The organism is Mesorhizobium sp. M1A.F.Ca.IN.020.03.2.1, assembly GCF_004023205.1.
Lineage (GTDB): Bacteria > Pseudomonadota > Alphaproteobacteria > Rhizobiales > Rhizobiaceae > Mesorhizobium.
Window position 1 is genome coordinate 1 of record NZ_RZSV01000116.1, and the last position, 17,096, is coordinate 17,096.

At 64.6% G+C, this 17,096-nt stretch carries 20 protein-coding genes; 6 read left to right on the forward strand and 14 right to left on the reverse strand.

Annotated elements, in window-relative coordinates; all coding sequences use genetic code 11:
* Window positions 1-276, reverse strand: a 276-nt coding sequence (locus EOA79_RS18670; RefSeq protein WP_348631864.1) for a glycosyltransferase, incomplete at its 3' end; no start/stop codon positions are given.
* 148 nt (window positions 277-424) lie between these two features.
* Here EOA79_RS18670 and EOA79_RS18675 point away from each other — a divergent pair.
* Together EOA79_RS18675 and EOA79_RS18680 are read left to right on the forward strand one after the other, a co-directional pair.
* Complete coding sequence (locus EOA79_RS18675) at window positions 425-1,579, forward strand: PA0069 family radical SAM protein (protein WP_127334983.1); 1,155 nt, start codon at window positions 425-427, stop codon at window positions 1,577-1,579.
* A gap of 255 nt (window positions 1,580-1,834) precedes the next feature.
* Window positions 1,835-2,533 (forward strand): ribonuclease HII, encoded by a 699-nt coding sequence (locus EOA79_RS18680; RefSeq protein WP_067327805.1) that lies wholly within the window; start codon window positions 1,835-1,837, stop codon window positions 2,531-2,533.
* A 205-nt stretch (window positions 2,534-2,738) separates the two neighbouring features.
* Here EOA79_RS18680 and EOA79_RS18685 read toward each other — a convergent pair whose 3' ends face one another.
* From EOA79_RS18685 to EOA79_RS33665, 8 genes are all read right to left on the reverse strand, one after another.
* A complete protein-coding gene (locus EOA79_RS18685; protein ID WP_066999035.1) occupies window positions 2,739-3,230 on the reverse strand; it encodes a F0F1 ATP synthase subunit B in 492 nt (163 codons plus the stop codon).
* A gap of 10 nt (window positions 3,231-3,240) precedes the next feature.
* The gene (locus EOA79_RS18690) at window positions 3,241-3,822 is read right to left on the reverse strand and encodes a F0F1 ATP synthase subunit B (protein WP_095823834.1); all 582 of its coding nucleotides are present in this window, start codon (window positions 3,820-3,822) and stop codon (window positions 3,241-3,243) included.
* Between the two features lie 62 nt (window positions 3,823-3,884).
* On the reverse strand, window positions 3,885-4,109 hold the full coding sequence (locus EOA79_RS18695) for a F0F1 ATP synthase subunit C (RefSeq protein ID WP_066999040.1): 225 nt from the start codon (window positions 4,107-4,109) through the stop codon (window positions 3,885-3,887).
* A gap of 79 nt (window positions 4,110-4,188) precedes the next feature.
* Complete coding sequence (locus EOA79_RS18700) at window positions 4,189-4,950, reverse strand: F0F1 ATP synthase subunit A (protein WP_066999043.1); 762 nt, start codon at window positions 4,948-4,950, stop codon at window positions 4,189-4,191.
* Window positions 4,951-5,015: 65 nt separating this feature from the next.
* Window positions 5,016-5,408, reverse strand: a complete 393-nt coding sequence (locus EOA79_RS18705) for an AtpZ/AtpI family protein (protein ID WP_066999046.1) — start codon at window positions 5,406-5,408, stop codon at window positions 5,016-5,018.
* A 291-nt stretch (window positions 5,409-5,699) separates the two neighbouring features.
* The gene (locus tag EOA79_RS18710; RefSeq protein WP_067327803.1) at window positions 5,700-6,881 is read right to left on the reverse strand and encodes a cell wall hydrolase; all 1,182 of its coding nucleotides are present in this window, start codon (window positions 6,879-6,881) and stop codon (window positions 5,700-5,702) included.
* Window positions 6,882-7,021: 140 nt separating this feature from the next.
* The gene (locus tag EOA79_RS33660; protein ID WP_245322297.1) at window positions 7,022-7,801 is read right to left on the reverse strand and encodes an MFS transporter; all 780 of its coding nucleotides are present in this window, start codon (window positions 7,799-7,801) and stop codon (window positions 7,022-7,024) included.
* Window positions 7,798-8,295: an MFS transporter gene (locus tag EOA79_RS33665; protein ID WP_245322298.1), complete on the reverse strand. Its 498-nt coding sequence runs from the start codon at window positions 8,293-8,295 to the stop codon at window positions 7,798-7,800. Before EOA79_RS33665 ends, EOA79_RS33660 begins: the two co-directional genes overlap by 4 nt.
* A 118-nt stretch (window positions 8,296-8,413) precedes the next feature.
* Here EOA79_RS33665 and EOA79_RS18720 point away from each other — a divergent pair, with 118 nt between their 5' ends.
* The gene (locus EOA79_RS18720) at window positions 8,414-9,331 is read left to right on the forward strand and encodes a LysR substrate-binding domain-containing protein (protein ID WP_095823934.1); all 918 of its coding nucleotides are present in this window, start codon (window positions 8,414-8,416) and stop codon (window positions 9,329-9,331) included.
* Between the two features lie 107 nt (window positions 9,332-9,438).
* Here the strand turns inward: EOA79_RS18720 and der are convergent, their stop codons facing one another.
* Both der and EOA79_RS18730 read right to left on the reverse strand, forming a co-directional pair.
* Window positions 9,439-10,869 carry a ribosome biogenesis GTPase Der gene (gene der, locus EOA79_RS18725; protein ID WP_095823835.1) on the reverse strand — a complete coding sequence of 477 codons (1,431 nt, stop codon included), beginning with the start codon at window positions 10,867-10,869 and terminating at the stop codon, window positions 9,439-9,441.
* Window positions 10,870-10,875: 6 nt separating this feature from the next.
* Window positions 10,876-11,541, reverse strand: a complete 666-nt coding sequence (locus EOA79_RS18730) for a tetratricopeptide repeat protein (protein ID WP_066999055.1) — start codon at window positions 11,539-11,541, stop codon at window positions 10,876-10,878.
* A 202-nt stretch (window positions 11,542-11,743) separates the two neighbouring features.
* Between EOA79_RS18730 and EOA79_RS18735 the strand changes: the two genes are divergently transcribed.
* The gene (locus EOA79_RS18735; RefSeq protein WP_127334984.1) at window positions 11,744-12,748 is read left to right on the forward strand and encodes a polysaccharide deacetylase family protein; all 1,005 of its coding nucleotides are present in this window, start codon (window positions 11,744-11,746) and stop codon (window positions 12,746-12,748) included.
* 69 nt (window positions 12,749-12,817) lie between these two features.
* Here the strand turns inward: EOA79_RS18735 and sbmA are convergent, their stop codons facing one another.
* The 3 genes from sbmA to EOA79_RS18750 all read right to left on the reverse strand — a co-directional run bounded on the left by sbmA (window position 12,818) and on the right by EOA79_RS18750 (window position 15,630).
* A complete protein-coding gene (gene sbmA / locus EOA79_RS18740) occupies window positions 12,818-14,077 on the reverse strand; it encodes a peptide antibiotic transporter SbmA (RefSeq protein WP_066999060.1) in 1,260 nt (419 codons plus the stop codon).
* Between the two features lie 122 nt (window positions 14,078-14,199).
* Window positions 14,200-15,360 (reverse strand): YbfB/YjiJ family MFS transporter, encoded by a 1,161-nt coding sequence (locus EOA79_RS18745; protein WP_128293166.1) that lies wholly within the window; start codon window positions 15,358-15,360, stop codon window positions 14,200-14,202.
* 72 nt (window positions 15,361-15,432) lie between these two features.
* A complete protein-coding gene (locus tag EOA79_RS18750) occupies window positions 15,433-15,630 on the reverse strand; it encodes a hypothetical protein (RefSeq protein WP_095800927.1) in 198 nt (65 codons plus the stop codon).
* Between the two features lie 95 nt (window positions 15,631-15,725).
* Between EOA79_RS18750 and EOA79_RS18755 the strand changes: the two genes are divergently transcribed.
* Together EOA79_RS18755 and EOA79_RS18760 are read left to right on the forward strand one after the other, a co-directional pair.
* Window positions 15,726-16,640, forward strand: a complete 915-nt coding sequence (locus EOA79_RS18755) for a LysR substrate-binding domain-containing protein (protein WP_095823837.1) — start codon at window positions 15,726-15,728, stop codon at window positions 16,638-16,640.
* 140 nt (window positions 16,641-16,780) lie between these two features.
* Window positions 16,781-17,096, forward strand: a 316-nt coding sequence (locus tag EOA79_RS18760) for an aminopeptidase (protein ID WP_164893880.1), incomplete at its 3' end; no start/stop codon positions are given.

Consider the following 17,096-nt stretch of genomic DNA (forward strand, 5'->3'; position numbering starts at 1 on the left):
AGCGACGACGTCGTCGATCCAGCCTTCGGCGAGCCGGGCGCCGGGTTCCAGAAGCAGCAGCCAGTCGCCCTTGGCCTGGCCGATGCCTGTTGCGATGCCGCCGGCGACAAGGTGGCAGCCGGCATGCTCGGCGACGCGATGCGTCTGGTCGGTCGAGCCAATGTCGCAGACGATGACGTCGCGCACCACGCCCTCGACCGCGCCGCCGATCAGCGAGGCCAGCGTGCGGGCAAGGCCTTCTTCGTCGTTCCTGGTTTCGATAAGGACGCTGAGCATTTTAGCCGAATAGCGGAAAGCGCGGCGCTGCGCCAGATGCGCGTTCTGAACGAGAAAGTTCTTGCTTTGTTCTCATTGGCAAAATAGGAATAGTTTCATGAACAGAGCGATTCGACAGCCTACCGACAGTCCCTGGGAGAGGGCGAAAATGGAACAGATCGTGCGCGCCGACATTGCCGCTTTCGGAGCAGGCAGAGCCGAGATGGCAAATGCAATGATAGACCAGAGCGGCATGCGCGTGCGGCCGGACCGCAATCGCGGACGCTCCGCGGGCATCAATCCGTCCGGCCGCTTCGAGCCGGTCAGCCGGCATGTGTTCGACGATGGCTGGAACTCGCTGGAGGAACTGCCGCCGTTCAAGACGGAGGTGCAGGTCGAGAAGCCGCGCACCATCATCACGCGCAACGAGTCGCCGGACATTTCCTTCGATCGTTCGATCAATCCCTATCGCGGCTGCGAGCATGGCTGCGTCTACTGCTTTGCCAGGCCGACGCATTCCTTCATGGGCCTGTCGCCGGGGCTCGATTTCGAATCGAAGCTGTTTGCCAAGCCCGATGCGGCGCGAATGCTGGATAGGGAATTGTCGAAGTCCGGCTACCAGCCGCGCACCATCGCCATCGGCACCAACACCGATCCCTATCAGCCGATCGAAAAGCAATACCGCATCATGCGCGAGATCCTGGAGGTGCTGGAGGCGCGTGGCCATCCGGTCGGCATCGTAACCAAGTCGGCACTGGTGACGCGCGATATCGACATCCTGTCGCGCATGGCCGAGCGCGGGCTCGCCAAGGTGGCGCTGTCGGTGACGACGCTCGACCGCATGCTGGCGAGAACCATGGAGCCGCGTGCCTCGACGCCGACAAAGCGGCTGGAAGCGATAAGGCAGCTTTCGGATGCCGGCGTCCCCGCCTCGGTGATGGTGGCGCCGATCATTCCCGGCCTCACCGATCCGGAGATGGAGCGCATCCTCGATTCGGCGCGCGCCGCCGGCGCCAGGGAGGCAGGCTATGTCGTGCTGCGTCTGCCGCTCGAGGTGGCGCCGATCTTCAAGGACTGGCTGTTGCGCCATTATCCGGATCGCTACCGGCATGTGATGTCGCTGATCCGCTCGATGCGCGACGGCAAGGACTACGATTCGGAATGGGGCAAGCGCATGAAGGGCGCCGGACCCTATGCCTGGCAGATCGGCCGGCGCTTCGAGATCGCCGCCAAGCGGCTCGGCCTCAATGCCGAGCGGCGGCAGCTTCGGACCGACCAATTCGTCGCAGGCTCCGGCGTCGGCGAGCAGTTGATGCTGCTGTGAAGATGATGCCGGCCGCGAAGGCCGGCGGCTAAGGCAACTCGGGAGGCAGAGTTTTGCGCCCGGATTGCGATCCGCTAACCCTCTGTTTTGATGTAACTTCGTACGGAAGGCCCGCTACGCACTCTTCCTGGAATTGCTCAAGAATCCCGTCCGGCCCAGTCCCCCGGCCGTGAGACGGTGCCCTCCCGGTCCGACGCCCCATCCGACCCGGAGGGACTTGCGGAGAATCGGAGCCGATGCGAACCTCGCCGCACCATGGCTCGCGCGCGTTCCGATTCTCCGCTTCTCTTCGAAATGGTCGAGAAGCCCGACTTCTCGATTGAAACGAAAGCGATGGCCGAGGGGCTGTGGCCGGTAGCGGGGATGGACGAGGCGGGCCGCGGGCCGCTTGCCGGTCCGGTGGTGGCCGCGGCCGTGGTGCTCAACCCGGCCAACATTCCCGAAGGGCTCGACGATTCCAAGCGCCTCACCCATCTGCAGCGCGAGGCGCTGTTCCTCAAAATCCTGGGCTCGGCGCTCAGCGTCTCGATGGCCTCGATCAGCGCCGAAGGCATCGACAACAGCAACATTCTGAAAGCCAGCCTGGAAGCCATGCGTCGCGCCGCCGCCGGACTGTCGCTGCCGCCCAAACTGGCGCTGGCGGACGGCCGCGACGTGCCGCCAGGGCTCACCTGCGAGGGACGCGCGCTGATCAAGGGCGACCAGCGCTCGCAATCTATCGCCGCCGCCTCGATCATCGCCAAGGTGATGCGCGACCGCATGATGTGCGGCTGCGGCGGCCATCATGAGCATTACGGGTTCGAAATGCATATGGGCTACGCGACGGTCCGCCACCGGACCGCGATCGAGGCGCATGGCCCGGTGGCGCGACTGCATAGGGCGTCGTTCGCACCGTTCCGGTTTGGCGGCGTCGAGGTGGCGGAAGCGGAAGAGAGCTTCGAGGGAATAGATTAATCTCCCCTCTTGAAGGCAGGCTGAGAGTCGTCGCGCGTGAAGCGCCAACGCCCTCAGTCGCACAAGGGGTTGAGCTCTACGCGCAACGGCCCCCTCTGTCGCCTTCGGCGACATCTCCCCCTCAAGGGGGAAGATTATTCGCGCCCAAAAACAAAAAAGCCGCCGGGTTGCCCAGGCGGCTTCATGTCAGCAACGGCAGAGCCGCTCAGTTCAGCTTGGCCTTCACGTCCTGCAGCGCCGACTTGAACAAATCGGCGCCGGCCTTGGCGTCGACCTTGGCGGCAAGCAGCGCACGGGCGGCCTCGACGGCGATGTCGACGGCGCTGGCACGCACCTCGCCGATCGCTTCGCGCTCGGCCTGGCTGATCTTCTGCTCGGCAAGCGCCGTGCGCCGGGCGACGTAGTCCTCGGTCTTCTTATGCGCCTCGGAAGCAAGGAGCTCGGCCTCGCGCTTGGCGGCGGCGACGATGTCGGCGGCCTCCTTCTCGGCTTCCTTGCGCTTCTGCTGGTATTGGCCGAGCAGCTGCTGGGCCTCTTCGCGCAGGCGGCGCGCTTCCTCGAGCTCGCTGCTAATCTTGGCCGCACGGGAATCGAGCGACTTTGCGAGCATGCCCGGCACCTTCAGATAGATGACGGCGCCGAGGAAGATGATCAGGGCAATGGTGGCCCAGAGCGTAGCAAGTGATGTGGCGTCCATGATGGCCTCCTCACCGGGTCGCGGATTTGACCGCGGCCGAAATCTCGGCCTTGTCGGTCGTGCCGCCGACCAGCGCCTCGACGATGGCCGACGTGGTGTCCTCGGCTATCGTGCCGACTTCCTTCATCGCCTTGGCCTTGATCGAGGCGATGCTCGCCTCGGCTTCGCCGAGCTTCTTCTCGAGTTCCGCCTCGAGCTTCTTGCGCGTGCTTTCGGCTTCGCTCTTGGCGGCGTCGCTCGCCTGCTGGCCGATCTTGTTGGCGTTGGCCTTAGCTTCCGCCAATTCCTGCTCATAGGCGGCAACGGCAGCGTCCGCCTCGCCCTTCAGCCTGGCGGCGTGGTCGAGATCCTGGGTGATGCGATCGTTGCGGACATCGATGATACCGCCGATGCGCGGCATCACAACCCGCTTCAGGAACAGATAGAAGAGCCCGAAGGTGATGACGAGCCACAGGATCTGCGACGGGAAGGTCTCGGCATTGAACGGCGGGAACGTGCCATGCTCCTCGGCAGGCACGGCGGTGCCCGCATGCGTATCGCCCTCGGCCGTGGCCGGCGCGGATTCTTGCGCAAAGGCAGATGTCACGAACATCTCATTCCCCTGTCCATAAGGCGGGGCCGCACCATGCGGCCCCTTTCGTCAGCGCGTGGTTCTTACCTGAAGACCAGCAGCAGCGCGATGAGGAGCGAGAAGATGCCCAGCGCTTCGGTCACGGCGAAGCCGAAGATCAGGCGGCCGAACTGGCCGTCAGCGGCCGACGGGTTGCGGAGCGCACCCGAGAGATAGCTGCCGAAGATGTTGCCGAGGCCGATGCCGGCGCCGCCCATGCCGATGCAGGCGATACCAGCGCCGATAGCAGCTGCTGCAGTTGCGTCCATTTCAAAACTCCTGTGGTTTTCGTAATCGTTGCGGTTGGTACGTTGGGTATGCTGGCGCCGGGGCGCCGGTGAAAATCGATCAGTGGCTCGGGTGCAGAGCGTCGTTCAGATACATGCAGGTCAGCACCGCGAAGACGTAGGCCTGCAGGAAGGCGACCAGCAGTTCCAGCGCCGTCAGGGCAACCGCCATGGCGAGCGGCAGGACCGAGCCGGCGATGCCGACCGCACCCAGCGCGCTGAGGCTGACGACGAAGCCCGAAAACACTTTCAGCGTGATGTGGCCGGCCAGCATGTTGGCGAAAAGACGAACGGAGAGGCTGACCGGACGCGAGACAAAGGAAATGACTTCGATCGCCACCACCAGCGGCATCAGATAGCCAGGCACGCCATGCGGCACGAACAGCTTGAGGAAGCCGAGGCCGTGCTTGGCGAAGCCGTAGACGATGACGGTGCCAATGACCAGGATCGCCAGCGTGAAGGTGACGATGATGTGGCTGGTGACGGTGAAGAAATAAGGGAACAGGCCGATCAGGTTGGCGACCAGCACGAACATGAACAGCGAGAACACCAGCGGGAAGAACTGCATGCCCTGCTTGCCCGCCGCATCGCGCAGCATGTTGCCGACGAACTCATAGGCCATTTCCGAGACCGACTGCAGGCGGCCAGGAATGAGGGCGCGGCTGGCGGTGCTCATGTAGAGGAAAGCGGAAGCGACGGCGATCGTCACGACCATGAACAGAGCGGAGTTGGTGAAAGAAATGTCGTAGCCGCCGATATGAAGCGGGATGATCGGATGGATCTGGAACTGGTGGATCGGATCGACCTGGTCAGCAGCAGCCACTTTAAATCCCCGTCAAAGCCACAACCGGCTTCTTAACTTTCTTTCGCGCCTTGCGGCGCCTTACTTCAGTCCTTCGGTTCGGGCGGCTTGCCGCCCTGGCCGAATTCCGATGCAAGTCCCGACGAACGCAGGACATTGAGTATACCGGCGCCAAAACCCAGCAGCAGGCCGACGATCAGACCCCAGGGCGCGATTCCCGCCAAGCGGTCGATGATCCAGCCCAGGCCGACACCAACCACCACTCCGGCGATGAACTCGCTGGACAGTTTCAGGGCCTGACCGTAACCGGTCGCAGCTTTCGCTTCGTCTTTCCCCTCGAGCCGGTCCGTGCGTCTTGATGCAAGCGATGCTTCAAGCTCGCGCCGGCGGCGCTCAAGTTCGTCGTCGCGGATGGTGGCTTCTGGCTGCCTGCCGCGGCCGGTTTCTCCGGTTCCGTCTGGCCCGTTTTTGTCGGCCATCGCAACCCCCCTGCCCGGGCAGACGATCACCGTCCGTCCGCTTCTAAAGTCGCCGGCAACATAGTTAGCGGGTCCGCGCCCGTCAAGCCACGGGCCGAACTTCAAAGCGATGTATTTTCCGCTTTCAAATCAATGGGTTATCCGGGTGCGACATCGTGCCCGTCACGCCTGTGCGAGGACTCGGCGCGAATCCGGGCGACAAAGCCGCGCTGATCGGTGCGCGCAGCAAACGAGAAAGAGCGTTGCCGCGGGGTGCCGATCAAGCGGCTCAGTTCGAGCCGCCTAAACGGCTCAGCTCCAGCCGCCGCCATAGGTGCGATAGAAGATATGCAGGCCGATCCTGGTCATGCGCTGCATGGCGCGCGCCCAGCCCGGATGGACGTAATTGGCGTAGTAATGCGTCGAGGATCCGACCTCGGGGATGAAGATCTTGCCGGCGGTCACCGCCATGGCGACATCCTGGGCGGTCTTGTACGCGACGGGGTCGTTGATGCGCTTCTTCCTGCCGTCACAGGCGAAGGAGAACTGGCAGCGGTTGAACCAGTTGTCGTTCTGGTAGACGACACCGCAGATCGTCTTCGGATAGGCAGGGTTGCGGACGCGGTTGAGGATCACCTGCGCCACCGCGGCCTGGCCGCGCACCGGTTCGCTGCGCGCCTCGAAATAGATGCCCTTGGCGAGGCATTCCTGTTCCGGCTTGGAGAAGACGGCCGCAGGCAGCGGATTCTGCATCCAGGCGTGATCCCCCTTGCCCATCGGCGGGATGAAGCGGCCGTCATTCGGATCGTCCTGCAGCAGAGCCTCAAAGGGCGAGGCCTTGGCATAGTCCGGCGCCGACTGGGCATAGGCGGTGGCGAGGATGTCCGGCTTGTCGTTGTTGACGAGAGCGACGAGAGCCGCCGGCAAATCCGGATCGGGCTTCTTGTCCTCGCGGATGTGGAAGGCCTGGGCGATCTGGATTTCCTTGCCCTTGATGCCGGGCTTGGCGAAAGTCAGCTTCAGGCCGCTGTCCATCGCCGGACGGAGCAGCGAGGAGGTGCGCTCGAAGATGGAGCCGGCGCTGAAATTCTTCGGCGGCGCAACGGGCGACACCTGGACGAGGCGGCCCTTCTTGTCGGCGCGCACGACGCGGTCCTCATCGGGCGTAGCGCCGGCGACATTGCCCTTGCCGCGGAGCGCCACCGTGCCAACGCCAGGCAGGTCCACGCCGGAGCCGGAGATCGAGCCCGTGGCGGCCGAATCGACGAACGGCATCTCGGCGGCGTGCACCGAGCCGGCGACGGATTTTTCGACATAGGCATTCCAGCGATGACTGGGCGACTCCAGCCCGGACACGAGGCTTGCCATATCCTGGTAAGCGACGACGGACGGAAAGCCGACCCAGAAGCCGAGCCCCAGAACCAAAGGAGGAAGGAAGGAACGTTTATTCGCAACGGCGGCGGCGACGAGCCGCGTAAGAACGCGTCGATGCACGGAACTCTCCAGAAACGCTACTGACCCCGGAGAGCCAAAATGAAGCATTAACCTTGATGGGGGGTTAACGGCACCGATCGTGTTTTTTTCATGTTGCAGATAAGCCGGCCTCCGCCAGCTGTGGAAAGCCGGCGAAAACGTCAGGCCGTGCGCAGAAAAATCGGCCATGCGATCGCCGCGCAGATCGCGGCCGCCAGCCACACGCCCGGCCATGCGAAGAGAAGCAGAAGCCAGGGAATGGCGATCGGCACCAGGCAGAAGCCGACAAAGACCAGAGTGTTGGCGAGGCTGAGCGCGGTGCCGACATGGCCGGCACCGGCAAGTGTCGCAAGCTCGGTATAGGCAACGCCATGCCAGGCCGATACGCAGATGCCGGCTACGATCACCATAAGGGGCAGGAGCAACAGCAGCGACGGCTGCCTGGCTGCAGGGATGGCCAGAACCCATAGCACCAGGAAGGCCAGCGCGCTCAGCGCGCTGCAGAACCTCAGGAACGGCCTTCGGTTGCGGTGGCGGTCGGTGTAGCGGCCGCTCCAGACACGCATCACCATGGCGCCCGTCTGCACGGCGGCGAGGGTGGCGCTGGTCACCCATGTGCCCGTGCCGGCAAAGTCGTGCAGGAAGACGGAGGCAAAGGTGAGCACCGCCACCTGCGGGAAGCAGAGCAGGCCGATGGCTGCCGAGATGCGCCAGACCTCGATGTTGCGCAGCGGCGCCGGGCCGGTCGTGACGGCGGCGGCATGCGCGTCGCCTTGCGCCGGCGGCTCCTGCAACCAGCGCCGGGCAAAGCAAGCCGAGAGCGCGGTGAGAGCCGCCAGCAGGCCGAAGACGGCGGCGAAGCCGAAGCCCAAGGCTAGCCACGGCAGGACGAGCGCGCCGAGCCCGCCGCCAAGCGGCACCGCCGTCTGCCTGATGCTCATGGCGAAGCCGCGCTGTCTTCGCCGAACCAGCCCATGATGGCGCGGCCGCTGGAGCCGTTGACGCTGCCGCCGAGCAGGCCTGCAACGAGCAGGCTGGCCGAAAGCAGCACGACACCGGGAGCGGCTGTTTTCGTCGGCACGACGAGGATTGCCATGGCAAAAAGCCACACGGCCGTCGCGCCGAGCCCGGTCAGCAGCACGCGGCGGTCGCCCCAGCGGTCGGTAAGCACGCCCCAGGGCAGTTCGCTGAGCGCCACGCCGAGGCCGAGCAGACCGAGCGCAGCGCCGAGCGAGGCATTGTCGAGATGGTAGTCCTGGCGCATCACCACAGCCGTCGCCGGGATGCCGGAGAAGGTAGCGGAGAAGCCGGCATTGGCGGCGACGCCGATGCCGAGCACCTTCCATCGATGGGTGGGCCCGAAGGCGCGGCCAGCCGAAGCGGCGGCGCCTGCCGCGGGCCGACGGCAATCGTTGCGAGTTACGATGGCGGACATGATCTCGTATTCCCTCTGCGCCGGTCGATCGGTCTTGACCGGTCGGATGTAGCGCCATAGTTTCATCCAGATAATCAGCAAGTTTTTGATCGATAATCCTGAAAATAAGGACGATCTCATGCGACGCGTCACATTCGACCTCGACGTGCTCAGGACCTTCGTCACCGGCATGGAGCTTGGCAGTTTCGCCAAGGCGGCCGAGCGGCTCGGCCGCTCGACCTCTGCCGTCAGCGCGCAGCTGAAGAAGCTGGAAGAACAGGCGGCGACCCCGGTCCTCCGCAAGGCGGGGCGCGGCCTGGCGCTTACCGAAGCTGGTGAAACGATGCTCGGCTATGCGCGGCGTCTCATCGAGCTCAATGACGAGGCGGCCTCAGCTATCCGCGACGTCGAGCTGGAAGGCTGGGTGCGGCTCGGCCTGCAGGAGGACTTCGGCGAGGCCGTGCTGCCGGAGGTGCTCGGCCGGTTTGCCCGTGCGCATCCCAAGGTCCGGATCGAAGCGCGGATCGGACGCAGCCATGAGCTCGCCGAGCGCGTCGTCTCAGGCAGCCTCGACATCGCGCTGGCCTGGCACGACGGCACGATCCTGCCCTACAGCCGGCATGTCGCCGAGGTGCAGGCGCGCTGGATCGGCCCGGCTAAACCGATGCAAGCCGGCCACAATGGTGAAGCGCTGCCGCTGGTGTTGTTCGAGGCGCCATGCCTGCTGCGCACCGTGGCGACCGAGACGCTCGACCGCGCCGGCCTCGCCTGGCGCATGGCGTTCTCGAGTCCCAGCCTCGGCGGCATCTGGGCGGCGGTCGCCGCGGGTCTCGGGCTGACGATCCGCACCGATATCGGCCTGCCAGCCACTGTCAGGGCGATCGCGCCGGGCGTGCTCGGGCTGCCGCTCCTGCCGATGATGGCGCTGCATCTGCACCAGAAGGATGCCGAGCTCGATCCGGTGGCGGCACGGCTGGCAGAGATATTGCTGGAGGCGGCGCTGGATACGCTGCCGGAGGGAGCGCGTTTCGGCGAGGGCTTGCGAGCGGTCGCGTAGGTTCCAAGCCATTCTTCATCCTCGAGCGGAGCAAGGAGCGAAGCGACACGGCACAGACCCGTGAATGACGACGGGAGGGGCGCTGCCGACCCTTTCCCACAAAGGGCTCAGCGCTTCTTCGCCCGACCTGCGAAAGGATTCTCCGAGGTGCGCAGCGCCATGCGGATCGGCACGCCGGGCATGTCGAAAGCATCACGCAGGCTGTTCGAGAGGTAGCGGACATAGGATTGCGGCATCGCGTCCGGGCGCGAGCAGGAGACGACGAAACCCGGCGGCCGGGTTTTTGCCTGCGTGACATATTTGATCTTCAGCCGGCGGCCGGCGACGGCGGGCGGCGGATGATGCGCCAGAATGCCTTCCAGCCAGCGGTTGAGCTTGCCGGTCGAGACGCGGCTGTTCCAGACCTTGTGCGTCTTGATGACGGCGTCCATCAGCCGATCGAGGCCGCGCCCGGTCTCGGCAGAGACCGTCACCGCCTGAATGCCGCGCACTTGGGGAAGCAACCGCTCGGTCTTTTCGCGCAGCTCGGCCAGAAGCTCCTGCGGGTTGTCGATCAGGTCCCATTTGTTGAAGGCGATCACCGGCGCGCGGCCCTCGCGAATGATCAGGTCGGCGATTTGCAGGTCCTGCTTCTCGAAGGGGATGGTGGCGTCGAGCACGATGATGACGATCTCGGCGAAGCGGATAGCGCGCAGGCCATCCTGCACCGAAAGCTTCTCTAGCTTTTCCTGGACTTTGGACTTGCGCCGCATGCCGGCGGTGTCGAACAGCTTTATCCGGCGGCCGCGCCAGTCCCAGTCGACCGAGATGGAATCGCGGGTGATGCCGGCCTCGGGTCCGGTCAGCAGCCGCTCCTCGCCGATCAGCGCATTGATCAGCGTCGACTTGCCGGCATTGGGGCGGCCGACCACGGCTATGCGCAGCGGCTTGGTCTCGTCATAGGCCGGCTCGGCGTCGGGGTCGGCGATATCCTCGCCGATAAGCACCTCGCTCACGGCGATCTCATCGCCCGGCTGTTGCGCGTCCTCGCCGAAGGCGCGTTCCTCGCCGAGTGCCGCGATCACCGCATCGCGCAGATCGGGCATGCCTTGGCCATGCTCGGCCGAGACGGGGATCGGCTCGCCGAGGCCGAGTTCCCAGGCTTCCAGCATGCCGCCTTGCGCGCCTCGCGCTTCCGCCTTGTTGGCCACCAGCACCACCGGCTTGCCGGATTTGCGGACCACGTCGGCGAAGGTCCGGTCGTCGGGCATCAGGCCCGACTTGGCATCGACGGTGAAGAAGATCAGGTCGGCCTCGCGGATGGCGATCTCGGTCTGCTGGCGCATGCGGCCGGGCAGCGTCGAGGCAGCCGCATCCTCGAAGCCGGCGGTGTCGATGACGTCGAAGTGAAGATCGTAAAGCTTGGCGGCATGGACGCGACGATCGCGCGTCACGCCCGGCGTGTCGTCGACAAGCGCCAGCTTCTTTCCCACCAGCCGATTGAAAAGAGTCGATTTGCCGACATTAGGCCGGCCGATGATGGCGACTTTGAACGTCATCCGGGGTCACGAAGCGTTGCCCGACCCGCGGATCAGCTCGGACATCAACTGCGCCCGCTGGCGCGCATTGCGCGGGGCGCCGTCATCCGAAGCGATCTGGTCGAACAGTTTCAGCGCATCCGCCGACTTGCCTTCCTTCCAGGCGGCAAGGCCGAGCGCCTCACGCGCCGAGCTGCGCAGCGGATTGGTGTCGGCGGTGAGCGCCTCGACACGGCTGGAGACATCGGCAAACGAGCCGTGATCCACCAGCAGCAGCGCCGCTCTCAATCGCGCCATGTCGCGGATGCCTGCGGGAATGGCGCTGTCGGCCGCGACCGCATCGAAATCCTTGACGGCGGCGTCGACGTCTCCCTTGTCGGCCTTGACGGTCGCGGCCCGCATGCGGGCGAGCAGCGGATAGGCGCCATAGCCATCCTTTTCCAGCTGATCGAGAGCGGCGATCGCCTCGTCGTTCTTGCCGTCATTTGCGAGCTTGAGCGCCTGCGAGAAGGCATCGCCCGACCGGTTGGCGCGGGTCTCGTCCCAGTAGCGGTAGCCGACGAAGGCGGCAGTCGCCACCACGATCAGGATCGCGGCACCGAGCAGGGCCGGACCAAAGCGGTCCCACAGCGCCTGCGCCTGCTCGCGACGAATCTCTTCGTTGACTTCGCGGATAAAACTGTCGTCCGACATCAATCAAAAACCATTGCGGCCCCGGAACGGAGCGCTTCTTGAGCCCCGCGTTTTAGCGAAATTTCGTCGGCATGGAAGGGGGATCGCCGGAAAATCGGCGGAGGCTCCCAGTGCCCCACAGGCCTTGCCGGAACGCATCGATGCTACATTTGGGCGATAGACGGCTTTCCTACAGCCCCAAAGGTTGCCCAAAAGGTTGCCAGTGCCACGTTCGTTCCGCGTCCTTGCGTTCAGCCTCGCCTGGCTTGGCTCCGTTGGCACGGGGCTTGCCGATCCGCCGAAACCGATGGCGGCGAAACCAAAGCAGATCGTGCTTATCTCCTTCGACAGCGCACGCGAGATCTCGCAATGGGAGCGCAGCCGCGCGCTGGCAAAGCGCACCGGCGCGCATTTCACGTATTTTCTGTCCTGCGTCTTCCTGCTCTCGCCGAAAACGCGCGCCGAGTACGTCGCGCCCGGCAAGGGTGCCAGCAAATCGAATATCGGCTTCGCCGCCTCGGAGCCGGATGTCGCGGACCGGCTGCAACAGATCCGGCTCGCGGCCGCCGAAGGTCACGACATCGGCAGTCATGCCTGCGGACATTTCGACGGCAAGGGCTGGAGCAAGGCCGACTGGCTGGCCGAGTTCTCAGCGTTCCGCCGCGTCCTCGAAAACGCCTATGCGATCAACGGCATTTCGCCGGAGCCGCCTGGCTGGCGTGATTTCGCCCGCCATGCCGTGATCGGTTTCCGCGCGCCGTACCTCTCGGCCGGTAGGGCCCTTTACGAAGCGCTGCCCCAGGCCGGCTTCCAATATGACGCAAGCGGTGTCTCGAACGGCCCTGCCCTGCCGCGCGCAAAGGACGGCACCACCCGCTTTGCATTGCCGCAGATTCCGGAGGGGCCGAAGTCGAAGCGGGTGGTGGCGATGGACTACAACCTCTATGTCCGCCATTCGGGCGGCTTCGAGAAGCCGTCGATGGCGGGCGAGTTCGCCGACCGCGCCTATCGGGCGTTTCGCGCCGCCTTCGATGCGCAATACAACGGCAAACGACTTCCGCTGGGGCTCGGCTTCCACTTCACGCAGATGAATGCCGGCGCCTACTGGAACGCGCTGGAGCGCGTTGCCGGTGAAGTCTGCGTCATGGAGCAGGTCGAATGCATCAGCTTCCGCGACTATATCGAGCGGCAGCGCTCCGGCGATGCACGGGTTGCCGTGGGCGGCTGAGCCGCCCACTTCCAATCTCTTGCCTGGGCGCAATTCCGGACGGAAAGGCGCTCCGCAATTGTTCCGAGTTCAGGCCGGATCCTCCGCGCTCTGCCGCGCGAGATAACGCTGGTCGATGTCTGGCAGCGGCTCGCCTTCCAGCGTCGCCTCGAAGGCGCGCAGGCGCTTGTGCACTGACTGCAGCTCGACGATGGTCGACCAGGAATTCAACAGGAACTGCAGCGAATTCGTCACCTTGCCGAAGGCGTTCGAAATCTGGTTCAGCGCACCGAAGGTGATCTTGTGCGCAACCAGCGAGGGCCCGAGGATCAGCAGCGAGAAGATGTTGTCGGCCTGCAGGTAGGTGTACCGAACGACGTTGAAATAGATGTAGTGGAAATAGAGCCTGAAGTAGTTGCGGCGCACATTGTCGAACAGTTCCGTCGTCGTCGCCGGCTGCGCCCGGTCGGGATGGTCTTCGCCGTAGACGAGTTCCTTGCGATAGGCGGCCTCGACGCGCTGGTTGCGGAACTGGAGGCCCGGCAGCTTGATGCCGGCGAGCATCACCGAGGCCGTGCCGAATATGCACCACCCCAGCGCGGCAACGACCAGGGGCTGCGGCACCGCGCCCAGGATCGGCAACTCGGTGATGTGCGCTTGCAGCTGGATCATCACCGGCAGGAAGGCGATGAGGGTCATGATCGACTGGACGAAGCTCGAGCCCAGGTCCTCCATGATCTGCGAGAAGCGCATCGTATCTTCCTGGATGCGCTGCGAAGCGCCCTCGATGTGGCGCAGCCGGCCCCAGTTCGCCATGAAGTAGTCGTTCATCGCCGTGCGCCAGCGGAAGATCCAGTGGCTGACGATAAAGGCGTTGACCACCTGCACGTTCATGCCGACCAGCGCCAGCCAGGAGAAGTCGGCCAACCCCCTGTAGAACTCGATGTCAGTCGATGGCGTCGTTCCGGACATCAGCCCCTGGACATAATCGAAGAAAGGTCCGTACCAGTTGTTGACGGCGACGCTGACCTGCACGTTGAAATAGATGAAGAAGAGAATGACGGCGGTCATCAGGATCGACCAGTTCTGCCACGGATGCGGAGCATACCAGCTCCAGAACGCGTAGAAGATCGCCACACAGGCCACGAAGTACATGTAGAACCACAAGAACGGCTTCGACCATAGAACCGCGATGCCGATGATGGGCGGCGCACCCGCAGCCGCCGGCGGCATGCCGAGGATGGCGCCCAGCTGTTCGCCGCCGAAGAACCAGAACAGGATCGCCGCAAGGCTCCAGAGGGCGGCCGAGGTGAAGAAAAGCTTCGGCTGCGGGAAGAAGGATACGAACACTGTGGCGGGTTTCCTCGGTCTGACCGCAAATCAGCGGCGTTGCTGTTCGGCGGGCATAAGGTCACACATTACTGGGAAAGAAAATGCCCGGCCCGGCGCCCGGCACCGAACAAGACCACAAATCATGGCGATTTTGGTGCAGCCGACCAGGCAACGACGCCGGAGACCAGCAGAGCGGCAGCCGCCATGATCGAGGCGAGCACATAATTGCCCGAGGCCTGGGCGAGCAAGCCGGCGGCAATCGGACCGATGATCTGGCCGAGGCCGAAGGCGGCGGTCATCACCGCGAAGATGCGGCGCGGCGCCTGCGGCGCAAGCTGCCTTGCTGCCTGCAGGCCGAACGCGGTGATGGCGATGAACGTGCCGCCGAGCAATATGGCAGCCAGAAGCGGCCCGCTGAAACCTTTGGCGACGACGCTGGCGATGACGCCGACCACTTCGACCAGGCAGCTCACGGCATAGGCCGTATAAAGCCCGATCCTGCCGGCGAGCTTTTGCCAGAACCAGGTCGAGGGGAAGCCGGCAAGACCGGCGATCATCCAGACCGAGGCCTCGAAGACACGTCCGCCGCCGTCCTGGCGAACGATGGCGACCAGAAAAGTGGCCGTCACCACATAGCCCAAGCCGAACAGCCCATAGGCAAGGATTATCTTCGTCAGCGATCTATCCTTCGGCAACGCCGGTTCAGGCCCATCGACGCCATTGGCGGGCGTGGCGGAGCCCGCGAGGATCGCGACGAGGAGCAGGCCGACAGCGGAAATTGCTCCCGACCATAGCCAGCCCGCGGGCCAGCCGGCATGGGCCGTGACGAGGATGGCCAGCAGCGCCGAGGACGCCGCAATGCCCAGGCCGACACCGCCGAAATGCAGCGCTTGCAGATCGCCGCGGCCTGCCTTTGCAAGATGGCTGAAGACGATCGACGACATGAAAACCATGACGAAGGCGCTGGCCAGGCCGGCGAGAAAACGAATGGCGAGGAAAGCGGCCATCGTCTCGTTCAGTCCCATCAGAGCCGCGAGCACGGCGCTCGCGGCAAGGCTTGCGAACATCAGCAGACGCTCGCGGCCATGCGCCCAGCCGCCGGCCGCGGCGAGCGCGCCAATGAGATAGCCGAGATAGTTAGCGGAAGCGATCCAGCCGGCGTCTGCCGGCGTCAGGTGCAACTCTTCCATCATGCCGGGCAGGATCGGCGTGTAGACGAAGCGGCCGATGCCCATGGCGACGGCGAGAGCCGTCATGCCGGCGAGGGCAAGGCGCAAGGGAGATGGCGAAGCGGCTGTCATTGCAGCGCAGCATAAATGTGTGCACGTGCGAAACAATGCGATTGCGTTGGGCCAGGCCGGCTTGGCCCGCCTTCAGCGGCAAGCCGTCTCGTACACCGTGCGGCCGGCCGTGAGCCGGAACGGCATATCGCCGAGCTCGCGCTCCGACATGGAGTCCAGCACCGGATGCGACAGAGGATCGACCGTCCAGCGGGCAATCTCGCCGTCGTCCTGCCAAGCCTGTCTTGGCTCAGCGCCGGAAAGCCCCTTCAGCAAAGAGAAAATCTTCATCGACCTGCCTCCAAGCCCGGTTTGCCTCGCTAGAATCCGCTTTTCTTCGGCACGTTTCAATTGAGATTTGAGACCCGCAAATTTAGAAAAACTGGATGACGATCCTGAACCGTGTCCACCTCAATGGCTTGCGTGCCGTCGAAACCGTTGCCCGCGTTGGATCGCTTGCCGCGGCGGCTGCCGAACTCAATGTTTCGGTCAGCGCCGTCAGCCAGCAGATCAAGCGCACGGAAAAACAGCTGGGGCAGGCGCTGTTCGAGCGGACGTCCGGCGGACTCGTGACGACGGAATTTGGCGTCGTTTTCACGGCCCGGCTGAGCGCCGGCTTCCGCGAGCTTGCGCAAGCGGTGGCGTTGGCCGACGAGGCAACGGAATGCACCCTGGTGGTGTCGGTGGCGCCCGCCTTCGCCTCGAAATGGCTGTTGCCCAGGCTGTCGCGGCATTTTGCCCGCCATCCCAACGTGCTCTTGCGCATAGACGCTTCAGGCAGGCTCGCCGATCTCGACCATTCCGATATCGACATTGCGATTCGGATGGGCGACGGCGCTTGGCCGGGAGTAAACGCGGAACTGCTTTTGGCGCAGGAAGTGTTTCCGGTCTGCGTACCAGCGATCGCGGCCAAGCTGAACTCGATCGAGGACCTGGCGCGGACCTGCGCCATCACCGACGAGCGGGCAATGATCAGCTGGGATAGCTGGTTCAAGGCGGCCGGCGTCGAGCCGGTCACTTTCCAAAAAGGCGCGCGCTTCACCGATCCGATGCTCTGCCTGGAATCTGCAATCGCCGGCCATGGCGTGATGCTCGCCTGGCAATTGCTGACCGCCGATGCGCTGGCCGATGGCCGGCTGGTCGCCCCTTTCGGCGTGCGAGCTGAAAGCGGGCTCGGCTACTGGATGGTGACCTCGGCCACCAAAAGCGAAAGCCGAAAGGTGCGCGACTTCAAGGCCTGGGTCCGCGAGGAGATCGAAGCGACCAAGGCGCAGTTCCGGGCGCTCGACAGCGCCGCCTGAGCTCGTTTGAGCATGATCTTGTCCGAACGCCGCCATGCACTTTTCGCGATCATGCCTGGAGGCCCAGTCGATCGCGGTGGAAAGGCCGGGCGCAGCGGTCTATGTAAGGATCAGACCCCACAATCACGGCAGGCAGGATCATGACCACACATTCGCGCGGCGTCTCGGCAACCATCGACCCGGTGAAGCTCGACAGGCTGGCCGAAGTCGCCGTCAAGGTCGGGCTGCAGCTGCAGCCGGGACAGGACCTGGTGCTGACGTCCTCGATCGCGGCGCTGCCGCTGACCCGGCGCATCGTCGAGCATGCCTATAAGGCCGGCGCCGGGCTGGTGACGCCGATCTTCAACGACGACGAGATCACGCTGGCGCGTTTCCGCTATGGCGCCGACGCCGGCTTCGACCGCGCCGCCGGCTGGCTTTACGAAGGCATGGCGAAAGCCTTCGCCAACAATGCGG